Consider the following 26405-nt stretch of genomic DNA (forward strand, 5'->3'; position numbering starts at 1 on the left):
GAAAACCAAACTGACTAAGCCAAGTTAACACTTAAACCGGGAGATTCACATAAATGGGCTCAAAGTAAATTCATAAATGGTAGTAAAAAAATGCCGGGCACTGAAGGCCCGGCATGGTCTTGTACTGGCGGCTTTTATTCTTCCATACCCAGCAGGTTCAGAATAAAGGCGTATTCCTGGGCAAACTCAGCCAGGCGCGAGAAACGCCCCGACTTGCCGCCGTGGCCCGCTTCCATATTGGTTTTAAACAGCAGTGGGTTTTGATCGGTTTTATGTGTGCGTAATTTTGCCACCCACTTCGCCGGTTCAAAATACTGCACTTGCGAGTCATATAAGCCGGTGGTGACTAAGATCGCCGGATAAGCCTGTTTGCTCACCTGATCATAAGGCGAATAAGCCAGCATATAGTCGTAGTACACTTTTTCTTTCGGGTTGCCCCACTCATCAAACTCGTTGGTGGTCAGCGGAATGCTCTCGTCCAGCATGGTGGTAACCACGTCAACAAAAGGCACATGGGCAACCAAGGCCCGATACTTTTCCGGCGCCATATTGGCCACCGCGCCCATCAATAAGCCGCCGGCGCTGCCGCCCATGCCAAATACTTTATCTTTAGCCACATAGTTATTGGCAACCAGATAATCAGTCACTGCTATGTAATCGGTAAAGGTATTTACTTTGTTCAACAGTTTGCCATCTTCATACCAATGCCGGCCCATTTCCTGGCCGCCACGAATATGGGCGATAGCATAGACAAAACCGCGGTCTACCAGAGACAATACGGTAGAGCGAAACGACGGATCGGAAGAACTGCCATAAGAGCCATAGGCATACTGATACAACGGCGCCGTGCCATCGCGCTTGGTGCCTTGACGATACAGCAGCGATACCGGTACTTTCACGCCATCAGCGGCGCTCGCCCATACCCGCTCAGTAACATAGTTGTTCTGATCAAAGCCTCCGAGTACCTCGGTTTGCTTTAACAATTGCTTTTCACCGGTTTGCATATTCAGCTGATAAACACTGTTTGGGGTGGTCAGCGAGGTGTAGCTGTAGCGCAACCAATGGGTATTTTGTTCAGGGTTTATCTGAAAACCGGTAACGTAAGCCGCTTCATCTGAGGCAATATAGTAGGCTTTATCAGGTGCCTGCCATGGCATCACTCTGATCCGGCGCAAGCCGTCGCTACGCTCACTGAGCGCCAGGTAGTGATCAAATACCTGAAAGCCCTGCAAAAAGACTTGCTGATCATGTGGCAGCAACTGCTGCCACTGGTTGCGATCGCCAAGCTTGTCGGCAGCAACAGTCATTAACCGGAAATTCGGCGCATCCCAATCGGTACGGATGATCCAGCGGCCCTGATGATGCTCGGCGCCATACTTAACGTCACGCTGACGCGGCGCGATAACCTGAAAGCTACTGTGCGGCGCGTTGCTCGGCTGCACCCGGATTTCTGTTGATACCGTACTTTCTGAGGTCACCATCACATACTGATCATCACCGCTATTACCAAGGCTTAAATAAAAACTGTTATCTGGCTCCTGATATACGGCTTTTGCCTGAGCAGCAGTATTACCCAGCTTGTGTTGCAATACCGTGGTGCTTAACAAGGTAACCGGGTCGTTCTGAATAACATACAGCGTTTGATTATCTGCCGCCCAGGCCAGGCTGCGTGATAAGCCGGTAAGCTCATCGGCTAAATCCTGACCGGTGCGTAAGTCACGAATTTTCAGGCTGTACTGGCGCCGGCCACTACTGTCCTCCAGATACGCCAGCAGGTTTTGATCCGGACTTACCTGCCAGTTGGCGACCTGATAAAAGTCTTTGCCAGCGGCCAGTTTATTCAGGTCCAGCATCACCTGCTCGCTGCCATCTTTAAGTGATTTACGGGCGTAAATCGGGTATTCCTTACCGGTTTCAAAACGGCTGTAATAGCTGTAATCGCCTTTGTTATAAGGCACTGAGCTGTCGTCTTGCTTGATCCGGCCAATAATTTCATCGGTGAGTTTGTCAGTCAGCGGCTGATAGGCTTTGGCATAGGCGGCTACATAATCGTTTTCCTGATGTAAGTAATCCAGCACCGTTGGCGAGGTGCGGCTGTCATCACGTAGCCAGTAGTAAGGGTCCTGCCGGTCGCCATGCGGCGAGCTAACGTTGTAGGGCTGCTGCACTGCAACAGGGGCAGTGGTTTGGGTACGGCTGATTTCTGCAGCCTGAAGCCAGCAGCTGCTAACAAGGCTGGCAGCCAATAACAGTGAAAGCTGTTTTTTTTGCATATAAATGTCTCAAATAAAAAATTTGCACAAAAGTAACATAAAGCTATCGGCAGAGGCTAAAACCAGCAGCTGAAAAAGTGTAAGCGAGTGTAATAAAAACGCCAGCAGTGAACAGGCTGCTGGCGTTGAGGCGTATATTTTACTGATGCGGTGACATTACATTTGCGATTGCAGGTAATTTTCCAGACCTAACAATTTAATCAATCGCAATTGTTGCTCCAGCCAGTGAGCATGGTCATTCTCGGTGTCGTCCAGCAACTGCTGCAGCATGGCGCGACTAACGTAGTCCTGCTCTTTTTCGCACAAGGCCATGGTCTTTTTCAGCAATTTCGCCACCGTATATTCCACATTCAGGTCGTTTTGCAACATAGCGGGCACATCTTTGCCTACCTGAATGCTATCGCGATTCTTTAAATCGGGCGTGCCTTCCAAAAAGATAATGCGCTCAATCAGTTTGGAGGCATGGCCTTTTTCATCGTCAAATTCATGGTCAATCCGCTCGAATAATTTGTGCAGACCCCAGTCATGATACATCCGCGAATGAATAAAATACTGATCCATCGCTGCCAGTTCATTGGCTAGCAGTTCATTTAATGCCGCTATAACCTGTTGATTGCCCTTCATCTAATTGCCTCCCAGCTGAGCTTGCAGGTAATTGGCCAGCCCCATTACGCTGATTTGATGCTGCTGGGTTTCCAGCCAGTCTAAATGCTCTTCTTCATATTCCAGTAACTCCGTCAGCATATCGCGGCTGACATAATCTTGCTCGGTTTCGCACAGGGCAATGGCCTCACGCAGCAACGGCAATTGCTCATGCTGAAAGTCTTTATCGCATTGCAGCATTTCTTCGGTGTCTTCGCCGATACGTAATTTGCCCAGCGCTTGTAAATTAGGTAAGCCGTCCAGCATTAAAATACGTTCAATCAGCTGATCGGCCTGCTTCATGTCCTTTATCGATTTTTTATAGCAAACGTCATTTAATGCCTGCAGCCCCCAGTTTTTATAAATGCGGGCATGCAGAAAATACTGATTAATTGAGGTCAGTTCAAAGGTAAGTACTTCATTTAGTTTACTAAGTACTTTGGGATTGCCTTGCATAATGCGGCTCCGTTAGCGGTAACAATGGTTTAAGCTTAGGCTATTAGCTGCTTTTAAGCAAAATTACTTTTAAAATCATCACGATACAATTAATAAGTATTCGTATTTTCATCCGGTGTGCTGTCAGGTTATCCTGCAAAACGGTTGTCAGTCGCATCGCGCTTCGCAGCACTGCGGTTTACCAGTACAGTAATGCCAACCTTACAACCAAGAGAGCTGTTTATGCTGCACTTTATTAAAATTAGCGGCCTGCTTGCCGCCCTGCTGACTGCCAGCTGGCAACTGGCTGCTGCCGAACCCATTCGAATTGACGCCGACTCGGTGGTTGTCACCGAACACCGCACCGAAATTAACGGCAAACGGGTGAATTACAACGCCTATACCGGCACCCAACCGGTCTGGGACAGCGAAGGCAACCCAACCGCAACCCTGTTTTACACTTACTATCAACGCACTGATATTAAAGATACGGCCAAACGCCCACTGCTGATTTCGTTTAATGGCGGCCCGGGCTCAGCGTCGGTCTGGATGCACGTGGCCTATACCGGTCCTAAATCTCTGAATGTCGATGACGAAGGCTATCCCATTCAGCCGTATGGGGTTAAAAGCAACCCGCACTCGGTGTTAGATGTGGCCGATATCGTGTTTGTTAACCCGGTAAATACCGGTTACTCGCGGGTACTGCCGGATAAAGACGGCAAAATGCCTGGTAAAGATCAGCAACAGAAAATGTTTTTTGGTACTAATGCCGATGTGACCTATCTGGCCGAGTGGATTAACAGCTTTGTCAGCCGCTATCAGCGCTGGAGCTCACCTAAGTTTTTAATTGGTGAAAGCTATGGTACCACCCGGGTAGCTGGCCTGGCCCTGGCCCTGCAAAACCAGCAGTGGATGTATTTAAATGGCGTGGTGCTGGTGTCGCCGACCGATATTGGTATCAGCCGGGACGGCCCGGTAAAAGCGGCTAACCGCCTGCCTTATTTTGCCGCTACCGCCTGGTATCACCAGATGCTGGCCGCCGATTTACAGCAACAAGATTTATACGACATTCTGCCTGAGGTAGAAGCCTTTACCCTTAACCAGTATCTACCGGCACTGGCCAAGGGCAATATGATTAGCGACAGCGAAAAACAGCAGATTGCTGAGCAGGTCAGCCGCTATTCAGGCATCAGCGTGCAAAACGTGTTGCGCAGTAATCTGGATATCAGCACCAGTTATTTCTGGAAAGAGCTGCTGCGTGACCGCGGCCAGACTATCGGCCGGCTGGATTCACGCTATCTGGGGCTTGATAAAAACGACGTCGGCGCCCAACCGGACTACTGGGCCGAACTGACTTCCTGGCTGCACTCGTTCACCCCGGCGATTAACCATTACCTGCGTACCGAGCTGAACTACAAAACCGACATTAAATACAACATGTTTGGCCCGGTGCATCCATGGGACCGAACCAACGACAACACCGGTGAGAACCTGCGCCAGGCGATGGCCCAAAACCCCTACCTGCAAGTGTTAACCCAGTCGGGCTACTATGACGGTGCTACCAACTACTTTGATGCCAAGTACAATATGTGGCAATTAGACCCCAGTGGCAAAATGAAACACCGTATGAGCTTTAAAGGTTATCGCAGCGGCCATATGATGTATTTGCGCGCTGAAGATTTAAAAAAATCGAATGACGACTTGCGGCAGTTTATTTTAAACGCCCTACCTAAAGCGGGTGAGGCGGCAAAATACTAAGTTCTCTGTTGCAAGCCTTGAGAACCGACTAAAAGGAGCCCATGCTATACGTTCAGCCCTAACATTGATAAGGCAAAGGAGCCCGCAATGGCAACCCGGATTGAACATGACAGCATGGGCGAATTACAGGTACCCGCCAATGCCCTGTATCAGGCGCAGACCCAGCGTGCCCTGAATAACTTTACTTTCAGCCCCCTTACCTTACCCCGGCCTTTTATCCAGGCCATGCTGCAAATTAAAAAAGCCGCGGCCGCAGCCAACAGCGAGCTGGGTATGCTGGACGGCGCTATTGCAGCGGCTATTATCCAGGCCGCTGAGCAGCAACTGGCCGCCACCGATATGCAGCACTACCCGCTAGACGTATTTCAAACAGGCTCAGGCACCAGCAGCAATATGAATGTCAATGAAGTACTGGCAACCCTGGCCAGTAAACAGCTGGGCCAGCCCGTTCACCCGAATGACCACGTTAATGCCGGCCAGAGCAGCAACGATGTGATCCCCACTGCCATTCAGCTAAGCAGTGCCCTGGCCATCCACAACCAGTTGATTCCGGCGCTGCGACATATCCAGGCGGCATTAGTGCTGAAAAGTCAGCAGGTTGGCGCCATTGTTAAAACCGGTCGCACCCATTTAATGGATGCGATGCCAGTGCGCTTTGAGCAGGTACTGGGCGGCTGGCAAAGCCAGCTGGCACACGCCGAGCAACTGTTACAACAGCAGCTACCCAGCTTGCAGCAATTGGCACTAGGCGGCACGGCGGTGGGTACCGGCGTGAATACTCACCCGCAATTTGCCGCCAACGTTGCGCACAAGCTAAGCCAGGATACCGGCTTAAAGCTCAGTGCCAGCGCCGATTTTTTCTTTAATATCAGTTCACAAGATTTAGCCGTGGCCTGCTCCGGCGCCTTAAAAACGCTGGCCGTGGCGCTGCTGAAAATAAGCAACGACTTGCGCTGGATGAACTCCGGGCCGCTGGCCGGCCTGGCCGAGATTGCATTGCCGGCGTTGCAACCAGGTTCATCTATTATGCCGGGGAAAGTAAACCCGGTGATCCCGGAAGCCGTTGCCATGCTGTGTGCGCAAGTGATCGGCAACGATAGCACTATTACTGTGGCTGGCCAGTCAGGCAATTTTGAACTGAACGTGATGCTGCCGGTCATTGGCTATAACTTACTGCAGAGTATTGAGCTGTTAAGCAACGGCTGCCTGGCACTGGCCGACAAAGCGATTAGCGGCTTTAAACTAAACGAGGCTAATATTGCCCAGTCGCTGGATAAAAACCCCATTCTGGTTACTGCCTTAAATTCAATTATTGGCTATGAGCAAGCGGCGGCCATTGCCAAGCAAGCCTATCAGCAACAGCGGCCGGTACTGGACGTCGCTCTGGAGCAAACCAATTTAAGCCAGCAGCAGCTGCAGGATTTGCTTAATCCGGCCAAACTGACCGGTAAGCATTAGATCATGCAGCGCAGACTGTTACTGCGGCGCCGTCGGGTTATCAGCCTCAGGTTGCCGCGCCAGTAAGCTTTGTTGCAGCATTAAATCTGTCAGGAAGCTTACCCGTTCAGCAAATGCAGCCCGACTCTCGGCCGGCACCGGCCGCGCCAGTGGAATATTGGCGGTCATCGGGTTTACCAGCCGGTTATTAATATGCAGCTCGTAGTGCAGGTGAGGGCCGGTCGAGCGGCCGGTATTGCCAGATAACGCTATGCGTTGGCCGCGGTTGACTTGCTGGCCGCGCTTCACCAGAAAGCGGTCTAAGTGCAGATAGCGGGTTTTGTAGCTACCAAAATGCTGTATTTCGATATACTTGCCAGCAAAAGGATGATTTTCGATGCGGGTCACCACGCCATCGGCCGGCGCCAGCACTGGCGTACCTATCGGGGTTCTGAAGTCAGTACCGTTATGCGGTGACACCCGTTTGGTTACAGGGTGCAGCCGGCGCGGGTTGAACGCCGAACTTACCGCAAACTGGCGTTGTAACGGGTAACGTGAAAACGCCCGCTCCAGACTTTCGCCTTTTTCATCATAAAACTGGCCATCGCTATGCAAAAACGCGCTGAACGTCTGGCGACGGTTAATAATCCGCACGCCTTCAATCCGGCTTAAGCCGGTACTCTCGTCACCGACATAATTATCACTGCGCACCACCTGCAGCATGGCACCGGCCTGAATATCGCGCCGGAAATTTAACCGCTCCCGAAACAGCTGATTAATGTTAGCAATGTCAAAATCAGTCAGTCCGGCCTGTTTTGCCGAGACATAAAAGCTACCATGAATTTCACCCAGTAAAATGTCGCTTTGCCAACGGCCCTCGTCAATGAGCTCCTGATAACTGAATTCACCACTGTCGTCACGTTGATATAACACCCGTTTGCCGGCATGAATATACAATTCCATACTCAGCAATTGCAGCTGCTCATCCAACTGCAGTGTTAAACGATTACCCGGCCGCAATATGTCCAGCGCCAGCAGCGACTCATCGGCAGCCATGATGCGTTGTACCTGGCTATAGCCAAAGCCAAAGCGCTGAAATATCCGGCTTAAGCTATCTCCCGCTACTATGTCATACATTTTAAGGTATGGGTCTTCTGCCGCTGCTGGCTGCACCCAATACTGCCAGCGGGCCAGCCAGTCGTCGCTAGCCAGCAGGTGGCTCTGGCGCTGACTGAACATTAGCCCCTCGGCAAACAGCAGCGATGACAGCTTTAAATTAACACTGCGCGGCTGAGGCCAGGCAAGCAGCACAACCAATAGTGAGAAGCTCAACACTATCATACGCTGATGAAACAGCGGCAATCGGCGCCGCAGCTGGTGATATAAGTTCAATAACATCTACTACACTTTTAAATTCAGGGCTGACGGCACGTGCTGACCATAAGTCATTTTGTTCCAATCCAGTAAGTAACCAATATTGCTGCAAAGTTCATTTTACGGCTTATCTAAGCTATTTGCATCCCCGGCAAAATGTCAGTTGCTGTCGGAGTAACCGACAAAACACGATATAGCTGTTGTTTTATGCCAGATACGAAATTTATTGCACAAATGTTAGCCACTAAACGCAAAAAGTTTGCCCACCTGCCCGACATTCGTCATAACTGAAAACGCCGGCCTGACACCTCAGGTATTTTTCAGTGCAATCTCAAACCAAAAATGCCACCGGTAGACAAAATAATTCAGGTCGCAACACTTATAAAAATAATGAATGAAATCAGAGGGTATAATTATGTACAACAAACGTATTGTCGCAGTGCTGTTAAGCAGTATCTTGCTGGCCGCCTGCAACAGCAGCAGCGACCCGGAGCCAGAGCCGATCGTGGCGGCACCACCGCCACCCCCGGATACCAGCGCGCTGTTGTTAACCGATTTTGATACCGTCTATGGTTTTGCTGCCGAAAACGGCGGCACTACAGGGGGCAGTGGCGACAATAAAGTGGACGTTATCGTCTGTACCGGCGAAGAGATGATTAACGCCATTAAGAATAAAGATCCGAACCGGCCATTAACCATCTGGGTAAACGGCCCTATCACGCTGCAAAATGCCAAAGACAGCCGGATAGATATTAAAGATGTGTCTGATATCTCCATTATTGGTTTAGGCAGCCAGGGCGAAATGGCCGGTATCGGCTTTAATATTGTGCGAGCCAACAACATTATTATCCGTAACCTGCGCATCCACCATGTGCGGGCCAATTTGGGGGCACCGGGCGATGGCATCAGCCTGGAAGGGCCGGTGAGTAATATCTGGATTGACCACAACGAAATTTATAACAGCTTAACGGTAGATGACCCCTCCCTGACTGAAGATCAGGTAAAAGACTATTACGATGGCCTGGTTGATGCAAAGGGCGATGCCAGGTTTATTACCATTTCCTTTAATAAATTTCATAATAGCTGGAAAACCTCATTGGTCGGGTCGTCAGATAGCGATAACCATCCACGCACCCTGACCTACCACCACAACCACTGGTACAACGTGAATTCGCGCCTGCCGCTGTTCCGCTTTGGTCAGGGGCATATCTACAATAACTTTTACGATGGCGCCCTGGAAAGCGGCATTAACTCCAGAATGGGGGCAGTGATCCGGATTGAGCAAAACCATTTCGCCAATATGAAAAACCCGGTAATGTCGATGTACAGCCAGGAAATTGGTTTCTGGCAATTGATTGACAATCTCTTTGAAAATATCACCTGGGAAGCGGGTGCTGCGGGTTCGGTGATTGCCGATAATAATCAATCGACCGGCGAGCTTAACCTGCCTTACGATTACCAAAGCAGCCTGATCCCGGTGCACAATGTTAAACAAACCGTATTGCGCTACGCCGGCGTGGGCGTGATAGACACGCCACCAAGCCCGGGCTTGTGTCCGGCACCGGAGCCAGAAGCACCAGCACCCGTCGAGCCAGAACCGGTACCTATTGAGCCGGTAGCACCGCCAACAAGCGTAGACTGGAATGGCTATAGTGCTGATACCGACCCGTTCACCGCCGATGCAGTGGTATTGGCCGATGGCAGTTTAAGCCAGTTTGTGCCGCAGCAAAGTGGTGGCGTCGACGAGCCGAACCATTTCAGCGCCAATGGTGATGGCACTGTGACGTTTGACAGCACGGTCAATGGCGCTGATCGCAGCCGGGCCAAAATTGACAACGTGGCAGCCAGTGACGGTGTCTATCCGAAGTTCTTCACCCTGTTAATGGGCGTGCAGGGCAATAGCGATGGCCAGCGTATTCTGGAAACCGAAATTGCCCTGGGTGATGCACAACCTGTTGGCGCCAGCAGCCGGTTGAAAATTATTTTCCGCGGTGATGGCAATAACTCAGGGGTCCAGCTGGAAAACGCTGATAATGGCTCGTCCGTTACTGCCGGCAAAGGTAACGAACCAGATCCACTGGATATGAGCCAGTACCGGGTTTACCAGTTTAATATCAGTCTGAGTTCCCCCACCACCGGCAATGTTGAGCTATACGTTGCGGGTAATAATACGCCTCTGCTGGCACTGGAGAATGTCAGCATGCGCCCGGCAAGTAATGCTGCCGACAACTACCTGCAACTGGGTGACGCCGGTAGCAGCAGCTACAAAGGCATTATTGACTGGGTGATCTGGACCGATGCCGGTGCCTATACCCCTGACATGTTAAAAGGCCTGTTACCACCAGGCATTGGCGATATTAGCGGTTACCAACCATAACAGTGCTGTTTTGGTATCAGCCTTAACCAGCCCGGCCTTTATGCCGGGTTTTTAATGCCCTGTAAGCCCGAGTTCTCTGCCTTATGCGGGCTTTTACCGCAGTAAACTGCACGCTAACCGCGTGCCATGTCACCTGATTGTTATTGCTGCTATAGTAAACGCCAGCTTATTGACAATATTCAAGGTTTTCGATGAAACACTGCAAATTTATGCTGCTGCCGCTGCTGCTGGCAACGGGCACCACACTGGCAGAAACCGTGTTGCTGCACAATATTACCGGCTATGGTTTTAACACCGAACGTGCACTGGTGTCCTTTAGCGTGCTGGCGTTTGACGATGCCAGTGGCAAAGTGCTGGCCCGTGGCGATAACAGCCTGCGGCAACACTATACCGACGCCCGCCTGCTGGATGGTGGCGGCAAAACATTGTTACCCGGTTTAATTGACGGCCACGGCCACTTGCTGGGGTTGGGTGAAGAGCTAAGCCAGGCCGATTTACGTGGTCAGCCAAGTGAAGAAGCCGCAGTTAACGTAGTGGCTGAGTTTGCCCACAGCCAGCCGCAGGCTGCCTGGATTAAGGGCCGCGGCTGGAATCAGGTGTTGTGGGAAAGCAACCAGTTCCCCACCACCGCCTTGCTGGACGAAGCCATTCCCGACCGGCCAGTCTGGCTAACCCGGATTGATGGCCATGCCGGCTGGGCTAACAGCAAAGCGCTGGCACTGGCGGGCATTACCAAAGACACCCTGGACCCACCAGGTGGTAAAATTATCCGGGATGCCGCCGGCAACCCGACCGGTGTATTGATGAATAACGCCCGCAGCTACATGGAACGGGTGCTGCCAGCGAACAGCACAGCCGATAACATCAGCGCCCTGCAAGCCGCTTTTGGCCAATTGCTGTCGCTGGGTATTACCAGCGTGCACGATGCCGGCATCAGCAGCGAGCTGGCAACGCTATATCAGCAGCTGGCGGCTGACGGCAAATTGCCACTGCGCATTTACGCCATGTTATCGTCGCGCAATGCTGATTTGGCAGACTGGCTCTCTGGCGGCATCTGGCAAGAGCCAGCCGACTGGCTCAGTATTCGCGCTGTTAAAATTTATGGTGACGGCGCCCTGGGCAGTCGCGGCGCCGCCTTGCTGGCCGATTACAGCGATCAGCCAGGCCATACCGGCTTACTGGTCACCCAGCCCGATGCGCTAAGCCAGATTATCAAGTTAACCATTGATGCCGGCTTTCAGGCCAATGTGCATGCCATTGGTGACAGAGCCAACCGCCTGGCGCTGGACCGCTTTGAGCAGCTGGCCACCGCAGAACAACGGCTGGCCGGCCGCCACCGCATAGAACACGCCCAGATAGTGGCACCAAAGGATATTCCGCGTTTTAAAACGCTCAATGTACTGCCTTCCATGCAAGCGGTGCATGCCACCTCAGATAAAAACATGGCGGGCGATCGCCTCGGTGTAGCGCGCTTAAGGGGGGCTTATGCCTGGCGTAGTTTTATCGATCAGGGCAGTATTATTGTTGGCGGCTCAGATTTCCCGGTAGAACTGGCTAATCCGTTTCATGGCCTGCATGCCTCGGTTACCCGGCAGGATCAGCAAAACCAGCCAGAGGGTGGCTGGCTACCCGAGCAGCGCCTGACGCTGGTTGAAGCCCTGCGCTCGTTTACTGTTGACGCCGCCTATGGTGCCTTTCAGGAAAACGCCATGGGCACGCTGGCGCCGGGCAGCTGGGCCGATTTTATCCTGGTCGATCAGGATATTTTTAACATCGACCCCAGCCAGTTATGGCAGGTACAAGCCGAACAAACCTGGGTACATGGCCAATTGCGCTATCAGCAATCAGCTGAATAAGCCTGCTGCCGGAATTGCTGCGGCGACAGGCCATACGCTCGCCGAAAAGCCCGGCCAAAGTTGGCCGGGTCGGCATAGCCTAGCAGGTAGCCTATTTGCTGCACGGGTAAGCGGGTGGTCAGCAGGTATTGCGCAGCCATTTGCTGCCGCCAGTCTTCTACCAATTGTTGGTATTGCGTGTGCTCCGCAGCCAGCCGTCGGCGCAGCGTGCGGCTGGATAGCGCAAACTCACTGGCTACTTGCTCAATGCTGGGGATCCGCCCTTTGGTGCGCCCCAGCATCAGCCGGATGAGCCCCGTCATACTCTGGCTTTGCTGCCAGCGCTGCAGCTCTTGCTCGCATTGCGCAGTAAGCTGGCTTTTTACCTGCCGATCGGCCCAGGGCGAGGCGATGTTCAAATCGGCCAGCGGCATAATAAAGCGGTGTTCGGCAGCGGCAAACTCGACCGGACAAGCAAAAAACGCCTGATATAACTCGCTGTAGTCTGGCCGAGGCAAAGCTAATTGCAGCCTTTGCAGGCGGTATTGATGCGCTGACACAAAATCCAGAATGGCATGCAGTGCCACGGCAAAGGTTTCTACTACAAAGTGCCGGATGCTCCCCAGGGGCTGCAGCTCCGTTAACGTCAGCCACACTTGTTGTGACTGAATCTGCATGCTCAGCGTCAGTAACGGGCTGCGAGTTTCGGTAAATTTACAGATTAATTCTATGGCTTCCTGCAAGTTACGGCTGCTCATCGTGGCCAGCCCTAACAAACCATGGGTAGTAATGGTTAGCTGGCTGCCCAGATATAAACCCAGCGCCGGCTCCTCAATCATTGCACAACTATGCGCAATGATTGCCTGAAACTGCGGCCAGCTCAGCGCAGCTGGCAGCTGCTGATCCGGGGTTTCACTCAGGCCGGCACTGGCCAGCACCGCCTGAGTGTTGCCACCACGGCTTTGTACTAAATCCAGTAAGTTGCGCAGGTAATGCCCGGGTAAATACACCTGATAAGCCATCTTGCTGTTATCTCCACTGCCGGCAGCACGGGTTATTGGCTCAGTCTACGTTATTCTTCATACAACAACAGCGCCCTGGCCGCAAATGACCAGAAGTTGGCTGGCAAAGCCCTGCCCTCTGCCAAACAGCTGATCTAGACTACTGATTCATCTATCAGCCGGGCGGATATCATGCTGCACTATGTAAAATTCAGTTTTTTTCACCTGCTCACGATACCGTTTCTGCTCGGCCTGACGCTGGGTGGGGCCTGGATGGCATTGGGGCTGGGCTCAGTATTAGCTGTGGTAGTGTTTGGTGATCTGTTGGCCGGCGATGATCACAGTGAACCGGTGTACCAGCAGCCCTGGTTGTTAGAGGCGCTGCTATATAGCTCATTATTGTTTATGCTGCTGATGTTCACCCTGATGCTGTGGACGATGGCCAGCGCGGACCTATTTTACTATGGTCAGTGGGTATACCAGCTCACCGGCTATGATGCCTTAGCCGCGCGGGCCGAAAATCAAAGCTGGCATTTGATCCCGGTAGCGCTGGGCGCCGGCTTATTGATGGCCATGGTTGGTACAGTACCGGCCCATGAGCTGACACATCGCATTAAGGATGGGCGCGCCATGCTTACCGGCCGCTGGTTACTGGCCTTTAGTTGGGATACCGCCTTTGCCATTGAACATGTGTATGGCCACCATCGTTATGTTGGCACCCGGCAGGATCCGGCCACGGCACCGCGGGGGCGTAATGTGTATCAGCATATCTGGCTGTCTACGCTGGGTGGCAATATCAGTGCCTGGCATATCGAACAGCAGCGCTTAGCCCGCAAGCAACTGCCGCTGTTGAGTTATCACAACCGCTTTTTACGCGGCATCGCCATGTCGCTATTGCTAAGCGTGCTGGCGCTGTGGCTGGCCGGTTGGCAAGGGTTGGCGTTATTTACTGTCAGCGCTTTACTGGCCAAGGCCACACTGGAGGTGGTGAATTACATTGAGCATTATGGCATTGAGCGTAGGCCCAACGAGCCGGTGCGCCCCCATCACAGCTGGAATAGCACTAAGCGCATCAGTAGCTGGGCCAGTTTTAATTTAACCCGTCATTCGCACCATCATGCCAGGTCGCAGCTGCCGTTTTATCAGCTTAAAGCCTACCCCGATGCGCCAGACTTACCCACCGGTTATCTTGGTTCGATGCTGCTGGCACTGCTGCCGCCACTGTGGTTTCGGTTAATGACGCCGAAGTTAACGCAATGGCATAGCCGTTATGGCCAAAATAAGGTATCAGAGGATTAAACCGGACATGCAACCAGTGATTGCAAGGCTATTAACAGAGCCGCGACAACAAAAGAAAAGCCGCAGTATGATGATTACCTTGCTGCGGCTTATAACTTAACCTGACAACTTTAATTCACTTCATCTACCGGATCTGCTGGCTCTGGTTCAGAGAAATCCGGCGTGCCGGCACGGCTATGTTTATCGCGCAATTTACCAAGTACTGAGCTTAACTTACGCTGCAGCTTGTCGGCGGCACCGCTGACAGCCTGGCCTACTGTGGCCGCCTGCTCGGTTACGGCAATAGGATCAAAACCTTCCAGCCTGGCTTCCAGTAAACAGCGTTTATCGTTGCCATCATGTTTGGTACTGCTATTTTCATCGCTTAAATGCACTTCAATCCGGGTAACATGGTCAGCAAACCGGCTTAATTTACTGGTTAACGTATCACGTACAAACTCGGCCAGCCGTTCATCGGCCTGGATATTACGGTCACTGTTAATCTGAACTTGCATAGGCTACTCCTGTTGATAACGCTGAATGGGAACTCACTTTACAGACCCTACTCGCGTCGAATGGTTGCATGCTGCTATCATATATCTGGTGACGATAAGCAGCACTCTCAAGGTCTGGCTTGCTAATTTATCGCCAATAAAATCAGACAGCACGGTAAAGTCTGGGTAAAATAGCCTTATTGTTTGCCAATACTGACCTGTCGCATGATAAGTAACAAATGGGCCAAGCTGATTAAATCGCTGCATCTGAAAAAATACCGCAAAGCCGAGCAGTTGTTTTTCGTTGAAGGCGAAAAAGCAGTGCTGGAAGTACTGGCGTCGCCCTGGCCAGTGCGCGCCCTCTTTGCCACCAGCAATTTTATCCAGCAACATGGACAGGCACTGCAAACAGCGGCGTTGCTGCAAGAGTGCAGCAGCGACGAGCTGGTGAAAGTCGGCACCTTCAGCAGTAACGATGCCGCAATGGCCATAGTGGAGATGCCGCAATGGCCGCTGTTTAGCACTAACGCCAACAGCTGGACTCTGGTGCTGGATAACATTAACGACCCGGGCAACCTGGGTACTATTATCCGCATTGCCGACTGGTATGGCATCAAGCATATTGTCTGCTCGGCCGACACCGCCGATTGTTTTAACCCCAAGGTTATAGCGGCAGCCAAAGGCTCGTTCTTGCGGGTACAGCTGCATTATCTGCCACTGGCAGAGGTGTTAAGCCACGCCAGTATGCCGGTGTATGGCGCTTATCTGGGCGGCGACAATGTGCATCAGCTAAACCTGAACCAGGCTGGCGGTTTTATTGTGTTGGGTAATGAAGCGCACGGCATCAGTGCAGAGCTTAGCCGGTATATCAGCCGCAAAATCACCATTCCGGCCTTTGGCGGCGCTGAATCGTTAAATGTCGGCATTGCTGCGGCGGTCATTTGCGATAACTTACGCCGGCAGAGTCAGCAAAATTAGATAAAGCCTGGTTTACCAATGAAACTTAAAATCAGGTTGATTACTCAAAACAATTCACACTATGGCAAAACAGCAATAAAACGTTGCACCTTGACCTGCAACTGATTCAAACCCGATCTCACCTTGCATGCCGTTAACCAGCTCTTTGGATATAGCAAGGCCCAATCCAGTACCGCCGATAGCTCTTGAATCTGAAGAGTCAGCCTGAGAAAACCGCTGAAAAATTTTGCCGTGAAAACTTTCGGCTATACCAGGCCCACAATCAATTATAGCGATTCGTGCTTGTTGATCCTGTACGCTTAAGTTGATCTGCACTGTGGTGGTTTCAGGAGAGAACTTAATAGCATTGCTAAGAAAGTTGGATAACACTTGCATTAACCGGTGTGCATCGACGCAAATTTTGCAATCTTCATTTTGAACATTAAGTTGCAGGCTAATATGCTTTTGCGACGCCATCACTTTATTCGCTTCTATGGCTTTTTGCAGCATCGGCAATACCCACTCAGGCTGCATATCAAATATCATTTTGCCAGCAGATATTTTCTCAAAATCTAATAAATCATTGACCAGAAGCGTTAAATTCTGGCAGTTTTTATATGCTACTGTGACCAGCTGATCCGCTTTTTCAGACAATACCCCCAACTTACCACTTTTTACCAATCCTATCGCACCGGTAATAGAGGTCAAAGGCGTGCGCAACTCATGACTCACTGTAGATACAAACTCATTTTTCAACCGCTCAAGGCGTTTACGTTCTGATATATCCCGAACGGTAGCAATATATACAAATTTACCTTGCCTAGTGATAACTGATAGTGCTAATTCAATAGCAAAAATACTGCCATTCAGCTGCACTGCATCTAGTTCTCTGAGTACACCTAACAAAGGAACCTTGCCGGGAGAGGGAAAATAGTTCTCAGCAATCCGCTGTGGATCTGTGAGTATGGCTGACAACATGAGTGTAACATGACAGCCGAGATAATCTGATTCCTTACCACCAAACAACTTGATTGCCGCAGGGTTAAGACTAACTATCTGCCCATCGCTGTCCATGGTAATAATACCGTCTACAACACTATTCAAAATAGTTTGAGTATGTTCGGCATGCTCTTTGCTCGAACGCTCAGCTTGCTTTTGTTGAGCAACTGAGATTACCTGAGCCAACACTGCGGCAGCTGCGGCCACAAATGCTTCCTCGTCAGGTTGCCACTGTCTTGCACCGCCAACGTGTTCCAGGCAGATAATACCAACCACTTTTCCCGCTATTAATATACCGGCATCCAGCATAGCGCTAATACCGAGCGGTTTTAGATATAAATCAGCAAATTCAATGGTTGCGCTATCAGTTAATGCGTTATTAGCACAAATCCAACCGTGCTTTGCTATGGCTGCAAAATACTGAGGATATTCAACCTGCGTGAGTATGATTTCCTCCTTCAGGTCAATATTTTCGCCATCATGTAGCGCCACACAATGCATTTTCTCCCCTACGTCAGACATCATCCACACACTGACACGCTGGCAAATAAGTGCATCTGCTGTAATACGGGTCAGGTTTCTGATAAACGCCTGACCATCTCCTTGAGCAACAGCGTCATCTAACACTAACTGTGCTAAAGCGCTACGCTGCCGCTCAGTTCGCTGTTGACGGTCCATAGCATCCAACGAAAATTGCTGCAAAGTAGCTGCATCTTGCAAAGCCTTAAACTCCAGCTGTGAAAAAGATGCCGCCATGTTATTAGCCATTAATTTAAAAGAGAGGATAAGCCCATTGAGCTCATACACTTCGGACTCAGGCAGCTTAGCGTTACCCTCCTTGCCTAAAGCAAGCTGATCAGCGTAACGGTGCATGGCTTCAATCGGTTTTATAAGCCTGCGACTAAGCAGCAGGGCTAATAATGCACCCAAGGTGATCGCTAACAGGATGAGCCATAAAGCATTATATAAATATTTATCCAAAGAACTTAGCAAGTCACCCTTGGGTATCAGCACAACAGTTTTAAAATCTAAACCAAGCGGATCGCGATATTCAGCCACATTCAATAAAAAATCCTGACCATCCACCTCAAAGCTGAGTTGCTCCTTACCGGTATACACAGCCATTTGTTTTGCCGCAGCGCGTATTAATGGGTTGTTACTTTCTGACGCGGGTATCAGTCTATTTACATCATCAGCTGTCAGATCTGATTCTGGCTTTGATGCTGCTATGATGTTGCCACGAGGACCTACAGTAAATACCGTCATAGCAGTGCCTAATTGCAGTGACTGCAGGTAAGAGCTGACCAGCGACAAACCGAAATCCACTGCCACTACAGCTTGTAGCTCACCTGAATTTGAGAAAACAGGCGCTGATACTCCGATACCAAACCCCTCCCCCGACGCATATTGATAGACGGGATACCAAGTCATTGCTCCCTTGCTTAACGCTTGTGTAAACCAGGGGCGATGTGTTGCATCAAACTCATCCAGTACCTCCAGACTCTCTCCTTTTAAACCATTAGCTTGAAGGCTGTAGCGGGTTCTGCGCAGATCAGAGGCATGATAAGAACTGAGTAGTGATAATTGCCCCGTTGTATGATGCCGGTTGATCGCCAAATACTGACCATTAGCAAGGCCAATAGCAACAAAAGTGATATAGGGTGAATTGCTGATTTGCATTACCAGATAACGTATCAATTCAGCTTCAGATTGCAGATCGACTAAGCCGTTTTCGACAGCCTTTACGCTATTATTTAAAATTGTTTGCGGCACAGACACCAGCAGGTCTAATTGTTCGTGAGTACGCTTACTGACTTGAAAAGCCAATTGCTGACTAAACTGGGTGGCTGCATATTGCGAGCTAAGATATGCAATAACGCCAATTGACACAGCGATGAATATAAAAAGCATTAGCAACGGAGCTGTAAAAAAAAGCTTTAAAGGTATGCCGCGGCTAAGTTTGTTCACTGACAACATTCAAGCTACTCATTACCATTGAATATCTGCTTATATTAGCTATACCTTAGCATTATTTTTAGCCAAACCATCAAACAAATTATGCTTGCTCCCTGCGATTAAATGCTTTGACTGATGTTTTTTGATGCCGCCATGCTGAGGTATCGCAGTAACTCACTGCACGCTAAGGCATTAACAACCCCAGCGCTTTGCGCTAAACTGGTGCCATTCTGTTGTTTGTTTACCGGCGGTTTTAGCATGACATTTCCTACTATTGAGCACGCGATTGGCAACACCCGGCTGGTCAAATTACAGCGGATGGCGGCGCATACTAACAGTACCGTATTGCTGAAACTGGAAGGTGATAACCCGGCAGGCTCGGTAAAAGACCGGCCGGCGCTGAATATGCTGGTGCAGGCGGAATTGCGCGGCACTATTAAGCCAGGCGATAGAATCATTGAAGCCACCAGCGGCAATACCGGTATAGCGCTGGCGATGGCAGCGGCGATTAAAGGCTATGCCATGACATTAATTATGCCGGACAACGCCACCGCAGAGCGCAAAAGCTCGATGCGGGCTTATGGTGCTGAGTTAATAGAAGTTAGCAAAGCCCAGGGCATGGAAGGTGCCCGCGATTTAGCCTTGCAAATGCAGGCCGAAGGCTTGGGCATAGTGCTGGACCAGTTTAATAACCCCGATAACCCGGCGGCGCACTATGCCAGCACCGGGCCGGAAATCTGGCAGCAAAGCCAGCAGCAAGTTACGCATTTTGTCAGCAGCATGGGCACCACTGGCACTATTATGGGGGTGTCGCGTTATTTAAAGCAGCAAAACGCGGCGATTCAGATCATTGGCCTGCAACCGGCGGAGGGCGCCAGTATTCCGGGGATCCGGCGCTGGCCTGAGGCTTATCTGCCGGGCTTTTTTGACAAAAACCGGGTGGATCAGATCATCGACATCAGCCAGCAAGATGCCCTAACCGCCATGCGCCGGCTGGCGAAAGAAGAAGGCATCTTTGCCGGAGTGAGTTCGGGCGGTGCGGTGCATGCGGCTATTCAGCTGGCTGAGCAGCACGACAATGCGGTGATAGTGGCGATAATTTGTGACCGCGGCGATCGCTATTTATCATCTGACATTTATTAGTTCATAGTCAGCTTATATTCTAAATCATTGTTATCGAAGCGATGTACGCCTCGTTGATGTCGGTATCCGGTTTGGCATTACCGGCTATTTAGACTATCCTTCTACCGACTGCGTTACCTGTTTTTCCGCTAACAATAAGGCCCGCTTATGAAAACCCACTGCAGAATCGCCCTGATCGCTGCGGCAGGCTATTTTGCTTCACCAGCAATTTTCGCCGCAACGCCTACCGAAACAGATGAAATAAAACAGCAACTTAACCTGTTAAAAGTCCAAATTGCTGCGCTGGAAGCGCGCTTAGCTGAACAGGAACAAGCTCAGACTGAGCTTAGTGCCGAACAAGCAGAATTAGCCGCCAGCACACCCGTTACACAGCCCGCTGCCAGTGCAGACGGCATTAAGCTCGGTGGTGCCATTCGCACCAATTACAGCCATACCTCATACAGTGACGGCAATAAAGACCGCGGCGGTGATTTCGCGTTTGATATTTTCCGGCTGAATTTACACGGCAGCATCGGCGATATATTACTTAATGCCGAAATTCGCTTTTTCGATTATATGACTGCCGTAAAATATGCCTATGTTGGTTATCAGCTGACTGATGACTGGCAGGTGCAGGCAGGCATTACCCAGGTACCTTTTGGCAATTGGCCTTATAACTCGCATAACTGGTTTTTCAGCACCAACTATTATATCGGGCTGGAAGACGACCATGATTTAGGCATTTTATTTAAGCGCCAGTTGAGTGATAACTGGCAGCTGGATTTAGGTTTCTTTAAAAACGATGAATTAGGTGGAGTAGATGGCTATGTTGGCAGCCGTGCCGACCGCTACTCGTATGATGTGGTCGGTTTCCGACTGCCTGGCGATGGTATTTATGATGACCCCACGCAGCCGCTGGGCGAATACAATACCTTTAGTGGTCGCTTTGGTTACCATGTAACCCAGGGCGAGCTGACAACCGAGCTGGGCATATCAGCACTGGCCGGCAGCCTGCATAACGGCCAGACTAAAGCCGGTGACTACAATGCCTGGGCATTGCACAGCAACAGCCACTACCACAACTGGAACCTGCAACTGCAGTACAGCCAGTATCAGTACAATATTACCGGGGTAGACCGGATGGCCGTTGGCGCTTACGCCTTTTACGACTCTATTGCCTCTGAAGCCAGCTCGGCCACCGTCAATCTGGCCTACAGCCTGCCAGTGCAATGGGGCCCGGTTTCCGGCCTGCAATTTTATAACAACTATGGTTTGGTGTACGACAAGTCTGACGGCAGCCGCGATACCATGATGAATGTTACCGGCGTGTCGGTGGCAGCCGGTGGCTTGTTTACCTACTTCGATCTGGTACACGCGAAAAACCAGCCCTTTGTTGGCGGCAGTGCCAGCGGCGACAGCAGTGAAACAGAGCGTCGCTTCAATATCAATATTGGCTATTATTTCTAAAATAACAACAAGGATATACTGATGACAACTGACAAGGATCCGATGATCCCGGATGGCAAAGTTAATCCAATAGACACCGATTATCAGATTGGTCAGGATAACATAGTGGTTAAAGTCGGGCCTTTCGGGCTGGATATTCATAACCGGGTATTTTTAATTTCCGGCCTTACCATCATTGCTTTTGTGTTACTGACGCTGATTTTTCATACGCAGGCAGCACCACTGTTTGGCACAATGCGTGGCTGGCTTACCAGCAACCTCGATTGGTTCTTTATCAGCGCTGCCAATATATTTGTGCTGCTTTGCTTAGGTTTAATTGTCTCACCACTGGGTAAGGTGCGGCTGGGTGGCACCGAAGCCACCCCGGATTTCAGCTACCTGGGCTGGTTTTCCATGCTATTTGCCGCCGGTATGGGCATTGGCCTGATGTTTTATGGCGTGTCTGAGCCGCTTTCGCACTTTAACAGCGCCCTGGCTGGTACCACTGTTGAAGATGGTGTGCGCACCGACTGGGCGCCACTGGCTGGTGCCGCTGGCGATGCGCTGGCCGCTGAACGGTTGGGCATGGCTGCCACTATTTATCATTGGGCGCTGCATCCCTGGGCCATTTACGCCATTCTGGCTCTGGGCTTAGCGCTATTTTCGTTTAACAAAGGCTTACCCTTAACGATTCGTTCGGTATTTTATCCGCTGCTGGGCGAGCGGGTCTGGGGCTGGCCCGGGCATATTATTGATATACTGGCGGTGTTTGCCACCCTGTTTGGCCTGGCAACCTCGCTTGGTCTGGGCGCATCCCAGGCCAGTGCCGGTTTAAACTATCTGTTTAACTGGCCAGAGGGCGTTACCACCCAGATTTTACTGGTTATTGGTATTACTTTGATAGCCCTGGTATCGGTATTGGCGGGCCTGGAAGCCGGCGTCAAGCGCTTGTCAGAAATTAATATGACCCTGGCAGCGTTACTGCTGTTGTTTGTCATTATTGTTGGCCCTACTTTAGCAATTTTAACCGGTTTTTTCGCCAATTTAGGCGCCTATCTGCAGCATTTGCCGGCGCTGGCCAACCCGATTGGCCGCGAAGATGCTAACTTTTCTCAGGGCTGGACCGCCTTCTACTGGGCCTGGTGGATTAGCTGGTCGCCTTTTGTCGGTATGTTTATCGCCCGGGTATCGCGGGGCCGTACCGTGCGTGAGTTCTTAATTTCGGTATTGCTTATTCCGTCGCTGGCCTGTGTGTTGTGGATGACGGTATTTGGCGGCACTGCTATTAGTCAGGTGGTACAAGACAGCTACATGGCCGCAGCTGAAGCCGCCTTACCGCTGCAGTTATTCAGCATGCTGGATGCACTGCCACTGGCCGGCATTACGTCTTTTATTGCCATTATTCTGGTGGTGGTGTTCTTTGTCACCTCCTCAGATTCCGGCTCCCTGGTTATTGATACCATCGCCGCTGGCGGTAAGATGAATGCCCCCACCCCGCAACGTGTCTTCTGGTGCACCTTTGAAGGGTTAGTGGCGATAGCGTTAATTATGGGTGGCGGCCTGGTCGCGCTGCAAGCCATGGCGGTCTCAACCGGTTTTCCGTTTACGATAGTGCTGCTGGCGTCTTGTGTGGCAGTGGTGAAGGGCTTAATGTCAGAACCACGTGGCAAGTAGGCAAGCCAATGGAAATAGAACAAATTGAAATACTCGAGTTTTTGAAACGGCATTCGCCGTTTCAGGAGCTACCCGCCGGGCAACTGCTGCAGGTGGCGCTGAGTATTGATATTGGCTATTTTAAGGCTGGCAGCGAGATCCTGCGTTTTAACGCGCCATTAAACGCCCTGCATCTTATCCGTAGTGGTGCGGTAGAAACCTTCCGCCGTAATGGCGACTTATACAACCGGCTGAGTGCAGGCGGAATTTTTGGCGAGCAGGGTTTATTGCGTGGCGGTAAGGTGCGCTTTCCGGCCAGCGCACTGGAAGACACGCTGATTTACTTTATTCCCAACGAGGTGTTTCAGCAGCTATTTGATGAAAACGAGTTTTTTGCTGACTACGTAGAAGTAGGCGACAGCGAGCGACGCAAAACCAGCAAGGCCAGCACCCAGGCGCGGGCCGATTTACTGGGTGCCACTGTCGCCACCCTGTTAAGTCGTGAACCCGTTACCATCAGCACTGATGCCAACGTCTGGCAGGCCGCCCAGCTAATGACCGAGCAAAAGGTATCATCCTTGCTTATTTTAGATGCCAAGCAGCATCTGACAGGCATTATCACTGACAAGGATATCCGGGCCAGGCTGGTAGCGCCGGGTTTAAAATCTGAAACCCCGGTGACCGATATTATGTCGGCTAACCCCGTCACCATTGAGCAACAACAGTATATTTTTGAAGCCATGATGCTAATGCTGCGCCATAACCTGCACCATTTGCCGGTTGTAAAACAGCAGCACACCGTTGGCGTGATCGCCATCTCTGATATTATTCGCTTTGAGTCACAAAGCAGCTTGTATGTGGTTAGCCGGATTTTTCGTCAGCAAACGGTTGCAGAATTGCAGGCGTTGGTGCCCGATGTGCATGCCTGCTTTGTGCGTATGGTTAACGAAGATGCCAATTCACAAATGATTGGCAGCGCCATGGCCGCCATTGGCCGCAGCTTTAAACAACGCCTGCTGGAACTGGCTGAAGCTGAACTTGGCCCACCACCGGTGCCCTACTGCTTTTTAGCCTTAGGCTCAATGGCCCGCGATGAGCAGCTAATCCTGACCGATCAGGACAATGCGCTGATCCTGGATAACCGCTTTGACCCGGCCCAGCACAACAGCTACTTTCAGCAACTGGCAACCTTCGTCTGTGACGGCCTGGCGGCTTGTGGCTACAGTTATTGCACGGGCAAAATAATGGCAACTAACCCCGAGTGGCGCCAGCCGTTAAAAGTATGGCAGCAATATTTTCAAAACTGGATAGCGCAGCCATCCGCTGAACGTTTATTACATAGCTCGATATTCTTTGATATCGATGGCGTGTGGGGTCAGACGCAGTGGGCAGAGCAATTGCAGCAACTGGTTAGTAGACAGGCACAAAAGCATCCGTTGTTTTTAGCCAGCATGACCCGCAATGCGCTGAGTCGCACCCCGCCGCTGGGCTTTTTTAAAGACTTCGTAATGGAACAAGACGGCAAGCAAAACAATAGCTTAAACATCAAGCGCCGTGGCACTGCCCCTTTTGTTGATTTAATCCGCATTCATGCGCTGGCCATTGGTGCAACTGACAGCAACTCCTTCAGCCGCCTACAGCAGATCATTGCCGCTAAGGTGCTGCCCCAAGGCCGCGGCGAAGATTTACGTGATGCCTTTGAAGTCATTGCCATGACCCGCATTCGTCACCAAGCGGCGGCTTTGCGCCAGGGTAGCGAGCCCGACAATAATGTGCTGCCCGAGCAGCTATCAGAATTTGAACGCAAGCACTTAAAAGAAGCCTTTCAGGTACTGAGCAATGCCCAGAAATTCCTGAAATTTCATTTTAAAGCCTGAGGTAACTATGTTGTATCTGGGGCCAAACCAACATGATAACCCTCAAGCGCCGGGTAGCAACACTGACTGGCAGTGCTACTATCAGCAACAAGCCAGCCAGGCAAAGCACCCGTTATTACAGCAATTTTACGGCGCCGGCATGGTAGCCGCCAGTACGCCTATCAGCCAGGTACCACTGGTGGCTGTCGATTTTGAAACCACCGGCCTTAGCGCAGCTGACAACGGTATTGTCAGTATTGGCCTGGTGCCCTTTAACCTGCAGCGTATTTTCAGCTCCCAGGCCCGGCAGTGGTTGTTAAAACCGCGTTTTACGCTAACCGATAACTCGGTTACAGTACATCGTATTACCCACTCAGAAATCAGTAGCGCGCCTGACTTAAGCGCCTTGCTGCCCGAGCTGCTGCCGTTACTAGCCGGCAAAGTGGCTGTGGTGCATTACCGGCAGATTGAACGGGCCTTCCTGGCCGCCAGTGTGCAAGTGCGGCTGGGCGAAAGCATCTTATTTCCGGTGATTGATACCCTGGAACTGGAAGCCCGCCTGTACCGTACCAGACCGTTAAGCTGGTGGGATAAACTGCGCAAGCGCCAGCAACTTTCCATCCGGCTGGATGCCAGTCGCAGCCGCTATCAGCTGCCGCCTTACCGGCCGCATCATGCGGTGACAGATGCTATCGCCAGTGCCGAACTGCTGCAGGCGCAACTAAGTTATCGCTACAGCCCGGATACGCCGGTGGGTGAACTATGGTGTTAGCACCAGCGGCTTGCAATTGCGGTACGGCGAAGGCATAGTAACCAAAACAATCATCAGGTCAGACCACCATGAACCAAATGCCCTTAGCAACCAAACCAAACAGGCTACAACGTATCGTCAATAAGTGTTATCAGCTGCCCACGGCATTGCAGGCGTTTGCGTTAAGCACAGTATTTGGCCGGGTGATAAAATTTGCCGGCACCGCCGGGGTAGAAGTGCTGGAACTAAAAGGCGCCCGCTCGGTACTGCGTCTAAAAAACCGCAAAAAAGCCCAGAATCATATTGGTTCGGTGCATGCGGCTGCAACCGGCTTACTGGCCGAATCGGCCACCGGCTTTTTAGTTGGCATTCACCTGCCAGACAGCAAACTGCCGCTGCTAAAGCAAATGCAAATTGACTATATAAAACGCTCCACTGGCGATTTAACCGCCATCGCCACCCTGACGGATAAGCAAATTGCGGCGATGCATAATGAAGATAAAGGTGAGGTGACAGTCGCGGTTACCATAACCGACAGCGCCGGTGTTGAACCAGTGAATGCCAACATGACCTGGGCCTGGATCCCGAAAAAGCGCTGAGCAGATTGTCAGCACTTAACTTACTACTTTTAAACAGGACAGGCACAACAACACACTTCAACCCCCATCACCAAAACCTTGACAGCCGGGTAATCGACAACTAACTTTACCACTGTATATTTAAACAGCTATTCAGGTGCGATATGCCCAGACCCCGCAAAG

General features: G+C 51.1%; 19 protein-coding genes. 12 read left to right on the forward strand and 7 right to left on the reverse strand.

What is annotated here, in order from left to right; translation table 11 throughout:
* Positions 1–134: 134 nt before the first annotated feature.
* The 3 genes from WG68_RS17945 to bfr (WG68_RS17955) all read right to left on the reverse strand — a co-directional run bounded on the left by WG68_RS17945 (position 135) and on the right by bfr (WG68_RS17955) (position 3371).
* Positions 135–2273, reverse strand: a complete 2139-nt coding sequence (locus WG68_RS17945) for a S9 family peptidase (protein ID WP_083981972.1) — start codon at positions 2271–2273, stop codon at positions 135–137.
* A gap of 156 nt (positions 2274–2429) precedes the next feature.
* Positions 2430–2897 carry a bacterioferritin gene (bfr, locus tag WG68_RS17950; protein ID WP_046559108.1) on the reverse strand — a complete coding sequence of 156 codons (468 nt, stop codon included), beginning with the start codon at positions 2895–2897 and terminating at the stop codon, positions 2430–2432.
* Positions 2898–3371, reverse strand: coding sequence for a bacterioferritin (bfr, locus tag WG68_RS17955; RefSeq protein WP_046559109.1), 474 nt, complete (start codon positions 3369–3371; stop codon positions 2898–2900).
* A gap of 192 nt (positions 3372–3563) precedes the next feature.
* Between bfr (WG68_RS17955) and WG68_RS17960 the strand changes: the two genes are divergently transcribed.
* Positions 3564–5108 carry a S10 family peptidase gene (locus WG68_RS17960; protein ID WP_235357782.1) on the forward strand — a complete coding sequence of 515 codons (1545 nt, stop codon included), beginning with the start codon at positions 3564–3566 and terminating at the stop codon, positions 5106–5108.
* An 87-nt stretch (positions 5109–5195) separates the two neighbouring features.
* Entirely contained in the window at positions 5196–6566 is a 1371-nt protein-coding gene (locus tag WG68_RS17965) for a class II fumarate hydratase (protein ID WP_046559110.1), read from the forward strand.
* Between the two features lie 18 nt (positions 6567–6584).
* Here WG68_RS17965 and WG68_RS17970 read toward each other — a convergent pair whose 3' ends face one another.
* The gene (locus WG68_RS17970; protein WP_046559111.1) at positions 6585–7943 is read right to left on the reverse strand and encodes a peptidoglycan DD-metalloendopeptidase family protein; all 1359 of its coding nucleotides are present in this window, start codon (positions 7941–7943) and stop codon (positions 6585–6587) included.
* Positions 7944–8334: 391 nt separating this feature from the next.
* On the opposite strand from WG68_RS17970, the gene WG68_RS17975 reads away from it, so the two are divergent.
* Together WG68_RS17975 and WG68_RS17980 are read left to right on the forward strand one after the other, a co-directional pair.
* Positions 8335–10296 (forward strand): pectate lyase family protein, encoded by a 1962-nt coding sequence (locus WG68_RS17975; RefSeq protein ID WP_046559125.1) that lies wholly within the window; start codon positions 8335–8337, stop codon positions 10294–10296.
* A 191-nt stretch (positions 10297–10487) separates the two neighbouring features.
* The gene (locus WG68_RS17980) at positions 10488–12152 is read left to right on the forward strand and encodes an amidohydrolase (protein ID WP_083981974.1); all 1665 of its coding nucleotides are present in this window, start codon (positions 10488–10490) and stop codon (positions 12150–12152) included.
* Here the strand turns inward: WG68_RS17980 and WG68_RS17985 are convergent.
* Complete coding sequence (locus WG68_RS17985; protein WP_046559112.1) at positions 12134–13153, reverse strand: AraC family transcriptional regulator; 1020 nt, start codon at positions 13151–13153, stop codon at positions 12134–12136. The two genes, WG68_RS17980 and WG68_RS17985, sit on opposite strands and share 19 nt — an antisense overlap.
* 171 nt (positions 13154–13324) lie before the next feature.
* On the opposite strand from WG68_RS17985, the gene WG68_RS17990 reads away from it, so the two are divergent.
* Positions 13325–14431, forward strand: coding sequence for an alkane 1-monooxygenase (locus WG68_RS17990; protein WP_046559113.1), 1107 nt, complete (start codon positions 13325–13327; stop codon positions 14429–14431).
* 110 nt (positions 14432–14541) lie between these two features.
* On the opposite strand, the gene WG68_RS17995 is transcribed toward WG68_RS17990, so the two are convergent.
* Entirely contained in the window at positions 14542–14925 is a 384-nt protein-coding gene (locus tag WG68_RS17995; RefSeq protein ID WP_046559114.1) for an HPF/RaiA family ribosome-associated protein, read from the reverse strand.
* 204 nt (positions 14926–15129) lie between these two features.
* Here WG68_RS17995 and WG68_RS18000 point away from each other — a divergent pair, with 204 nt between their 5' ends.
* Entirely contained in the window at positions 15130–15882 is a 753-nt protein-coding gene (locus WG68_RS18000) for a TrmH family RNA methyltransferase (RefSeq protein WP_046559115.1), read from the forward strand.
* Between the two features lie 54 nt (positions 15883–15936).
* Here the strand turns inward: WG68_RS18000 and WG68_RS19250 are convergent, their stop codons facing one another.
* Entirely contained in the window at positions 15937–18837 is a 2901-nt protein-coding gene (locus tag WG68_RS19250) for an ATP-binding protein (RefSeq protein ID WP_052749162.1), read from the reverse strand.
* A 237-nt stretch (positions 18838–19074) separates the two neighbouring features.
* Here WG68_RS19250 and cysM point away from each other — a divergent pair, with 237 nt between their 5' ends.
* From cysM to WG68_RS18035, 6 genes are all read left to right on the forward strand, one after another.
* On the forward strand, positions 19075–19959 hold the full coding sequence (cysM, locus tag WG68_RS18010; RefSeq protein WP_046559116.1) for a cysteine synthase CysM: 885 nt from the start codon (positions 19075–19077) through the stop codon (positions 19957–19959).
* 147 nt (positions 19960–20106) lie between these two features.
* Positions 20107–21405, forward strand: coding sequence for a porin (locus tag WG68_RS18015; RefSeq protein ID WP_046559117.1), 1299 nt, complete (start codon positions 20107–20109; stop codon positions 21403–21405).
* Positions 21406–21426: 21 nt separating this feature from the next.
* Positions 21427–23058, forward strand: a complete 1632-nt coding sequence (locus tag WG68_RS18020; protein WP_046559118.1) for a BCCT family transporter — start codon at positions 21427–21429, stop codon at positions 23056–23058.
* Between the two features lie 8 nt (positions 23059–23066).
* A complete protein-coding gene (locus WG68_RS18025) occupies positions 23067–24914 on the forward strand; it encodes a DUF294 nucleotidyltransferase-like domain-containing protein (RefSeq protein WP_046559119.1) in 1848 nt (615 codons plus the stop codon).
* 7 nt (positions 24915–24921) lie between these two features.
* Positions 24922–25665 carry a 3'-5' exonuclease gene (locus WG68_RS18030; protein WP_046559120.1) on the forward strand — a complete coding sequence of 248 codons (744 nt, stop codon included), beginning with the start codon at positions 24922–24924 and terminating at the stop codon, positions 25663–25665.
* A gap of 68 nt (positions 25666–25733) precedes the next feature.
* Positions 25734–26243 carry a DUF4442 domain-containing protein gene (locus tag WG68_RS18035; RefSeq protein WP_200897632.1) on the forward strand — a complete coding sequence of 170 codons (510 nt, stop codon included), beginning with the start codon at positions 25734–25736 and terminating at the stop codon, positions 26241–26243.
* Positions 26244–26405: the final 162 nt, after the last annotated feature.

Source organism: Arsukibacterium ikkense (assembly GCF_000987775.1).
GTDB classification, from domain to species: Bacteria; Pseudomonadota; Gammaproteobacteria; order Enterobacterales; family Alteromonadaceae; genus Alishewanella; species Alishewanella ikkense.

Coding starts and splice junctions, on each gene's coding strand:
- WG68_RS17970 (WP_046559111.1), bottom strand. CDS start 7,943: ATGTTATTGAACTTATATCACCAGCTGCGGCGCCGATTGCCGCTGTTT.
- WG68_RS17960 (WP_235357782.1), top strand. CDS start 3,564: ATGCCAACCTTACAACCAAGAGAGCTGTTTATGCTGCACTTTATTAAA.
- WG68_RS17985 (WP_046559112.1), bottom strand. CDS start 13,153: ATGGCTTATCAGGTGTATTTACCCGGGCATTACCTGCGCAACTTACTG.
- bfr (WP_046559108.1), bottom strand. CDS start 2,897: ATGAAGGGCAATCAACAGGTTATAGCGGCATTAAATGAACTGCTAGCC.
- WG68_RS18000 (WP_046559115.1), top strand. CDS start 15,130: ATGATAAGTAACAAATGGGCCAAGCTGATTAAATCGCTGCATCTGAAA.
- WG68_RS17980 (WP_083981974.1), top strand. CDS start 10,488: ATGAAACACTGCAAATTTATGCTGCTGCCGCTGCTGCTGGCAACGGGC.
- WG68_RS18015 (WP_046559117.1), top strand. CDS start 20,107: ATGAAAACCCACTGCAGAATCGCCCTGATCGCTGCGGCAGGCTATTTT.
- WG68_RS18035 (WP_200897632.1), top strand. CDS start 25,734: ATGAACCAAATGCCCTTAGCAACCAAACCAAACAGGCTACAACGTATC.
- WG68_RS17965 (WP_046559110.1), top strand. CDS start 5,196: ATGGCAACCCGGATTGAACATGACAGCATGGGCGAATTACAGGTACCC.
- WG68_RS17995 (WP_046559114.1), bottom strand. CDS start 14,925: ATGCAAGTTCAGATTAACAGTGACCGTAATATCCAGGCCGATGAACGG.
- WG68_RS17975 (WP_046559125.1), top strand. CDS start 8,335: ATGTACAACAAACGTATTGTCGCAGTGCTGTTAAGCAGTATCTTGCTG.
- WG68_RS19250 (WP_052749162.1), bottom strand. CDS start 18,837: ATGTTGTCAGTGAACAAACTTAGCCGCGGCATACCTTTAAAGCTTTTT.
- WG68_RS18030 (WP_046559120.1), top strand. CDS start 24,922: ATGTTGTATCTGGGGCCAAACCAACATGATAACCCTCAAGCGCCGGGT.
- WG68_RS17945 (WP_083981972.1), bottom strand. CDS start 2,273: ATGCAAAAAAAACAGCTTTCACTGTTATTGGCTGCCAGCCTTGTTAGC.
- cysM (WP_046559116.1), top strand. CDS start 19,075: ATGACATTTCCTACTATTGAGCACGCGATTGGCAACACCCGGCTGGTC.
- bfr (WP_046559109.1), bottom strand. CDS start 3,371: ATGCAAGGCAATCCCAAAGTACTTAGTAAACTAAATGAAGTACTTACC.
- WG68_RS17990 (WP_046559113.1), top strand. CDS start 13,325: ATGCTGCACTATGTAAAATTCAGTTTTTTTCACCTGCTCACGATACCG.
- WG68_RS18020 (WP_046559118.1), top strand. CDS start 21,427: ATGACAACTGACAAGGATCCGATGATCCCGGATGGCAAAGTTAATCCA.
- WG68_RS18025 (WP_046559119.1), top strand. CDS start 23,067: ATGGAAATAGAACAAATTGAAATACTCGAGTTTTTGAAACGGCATTCG.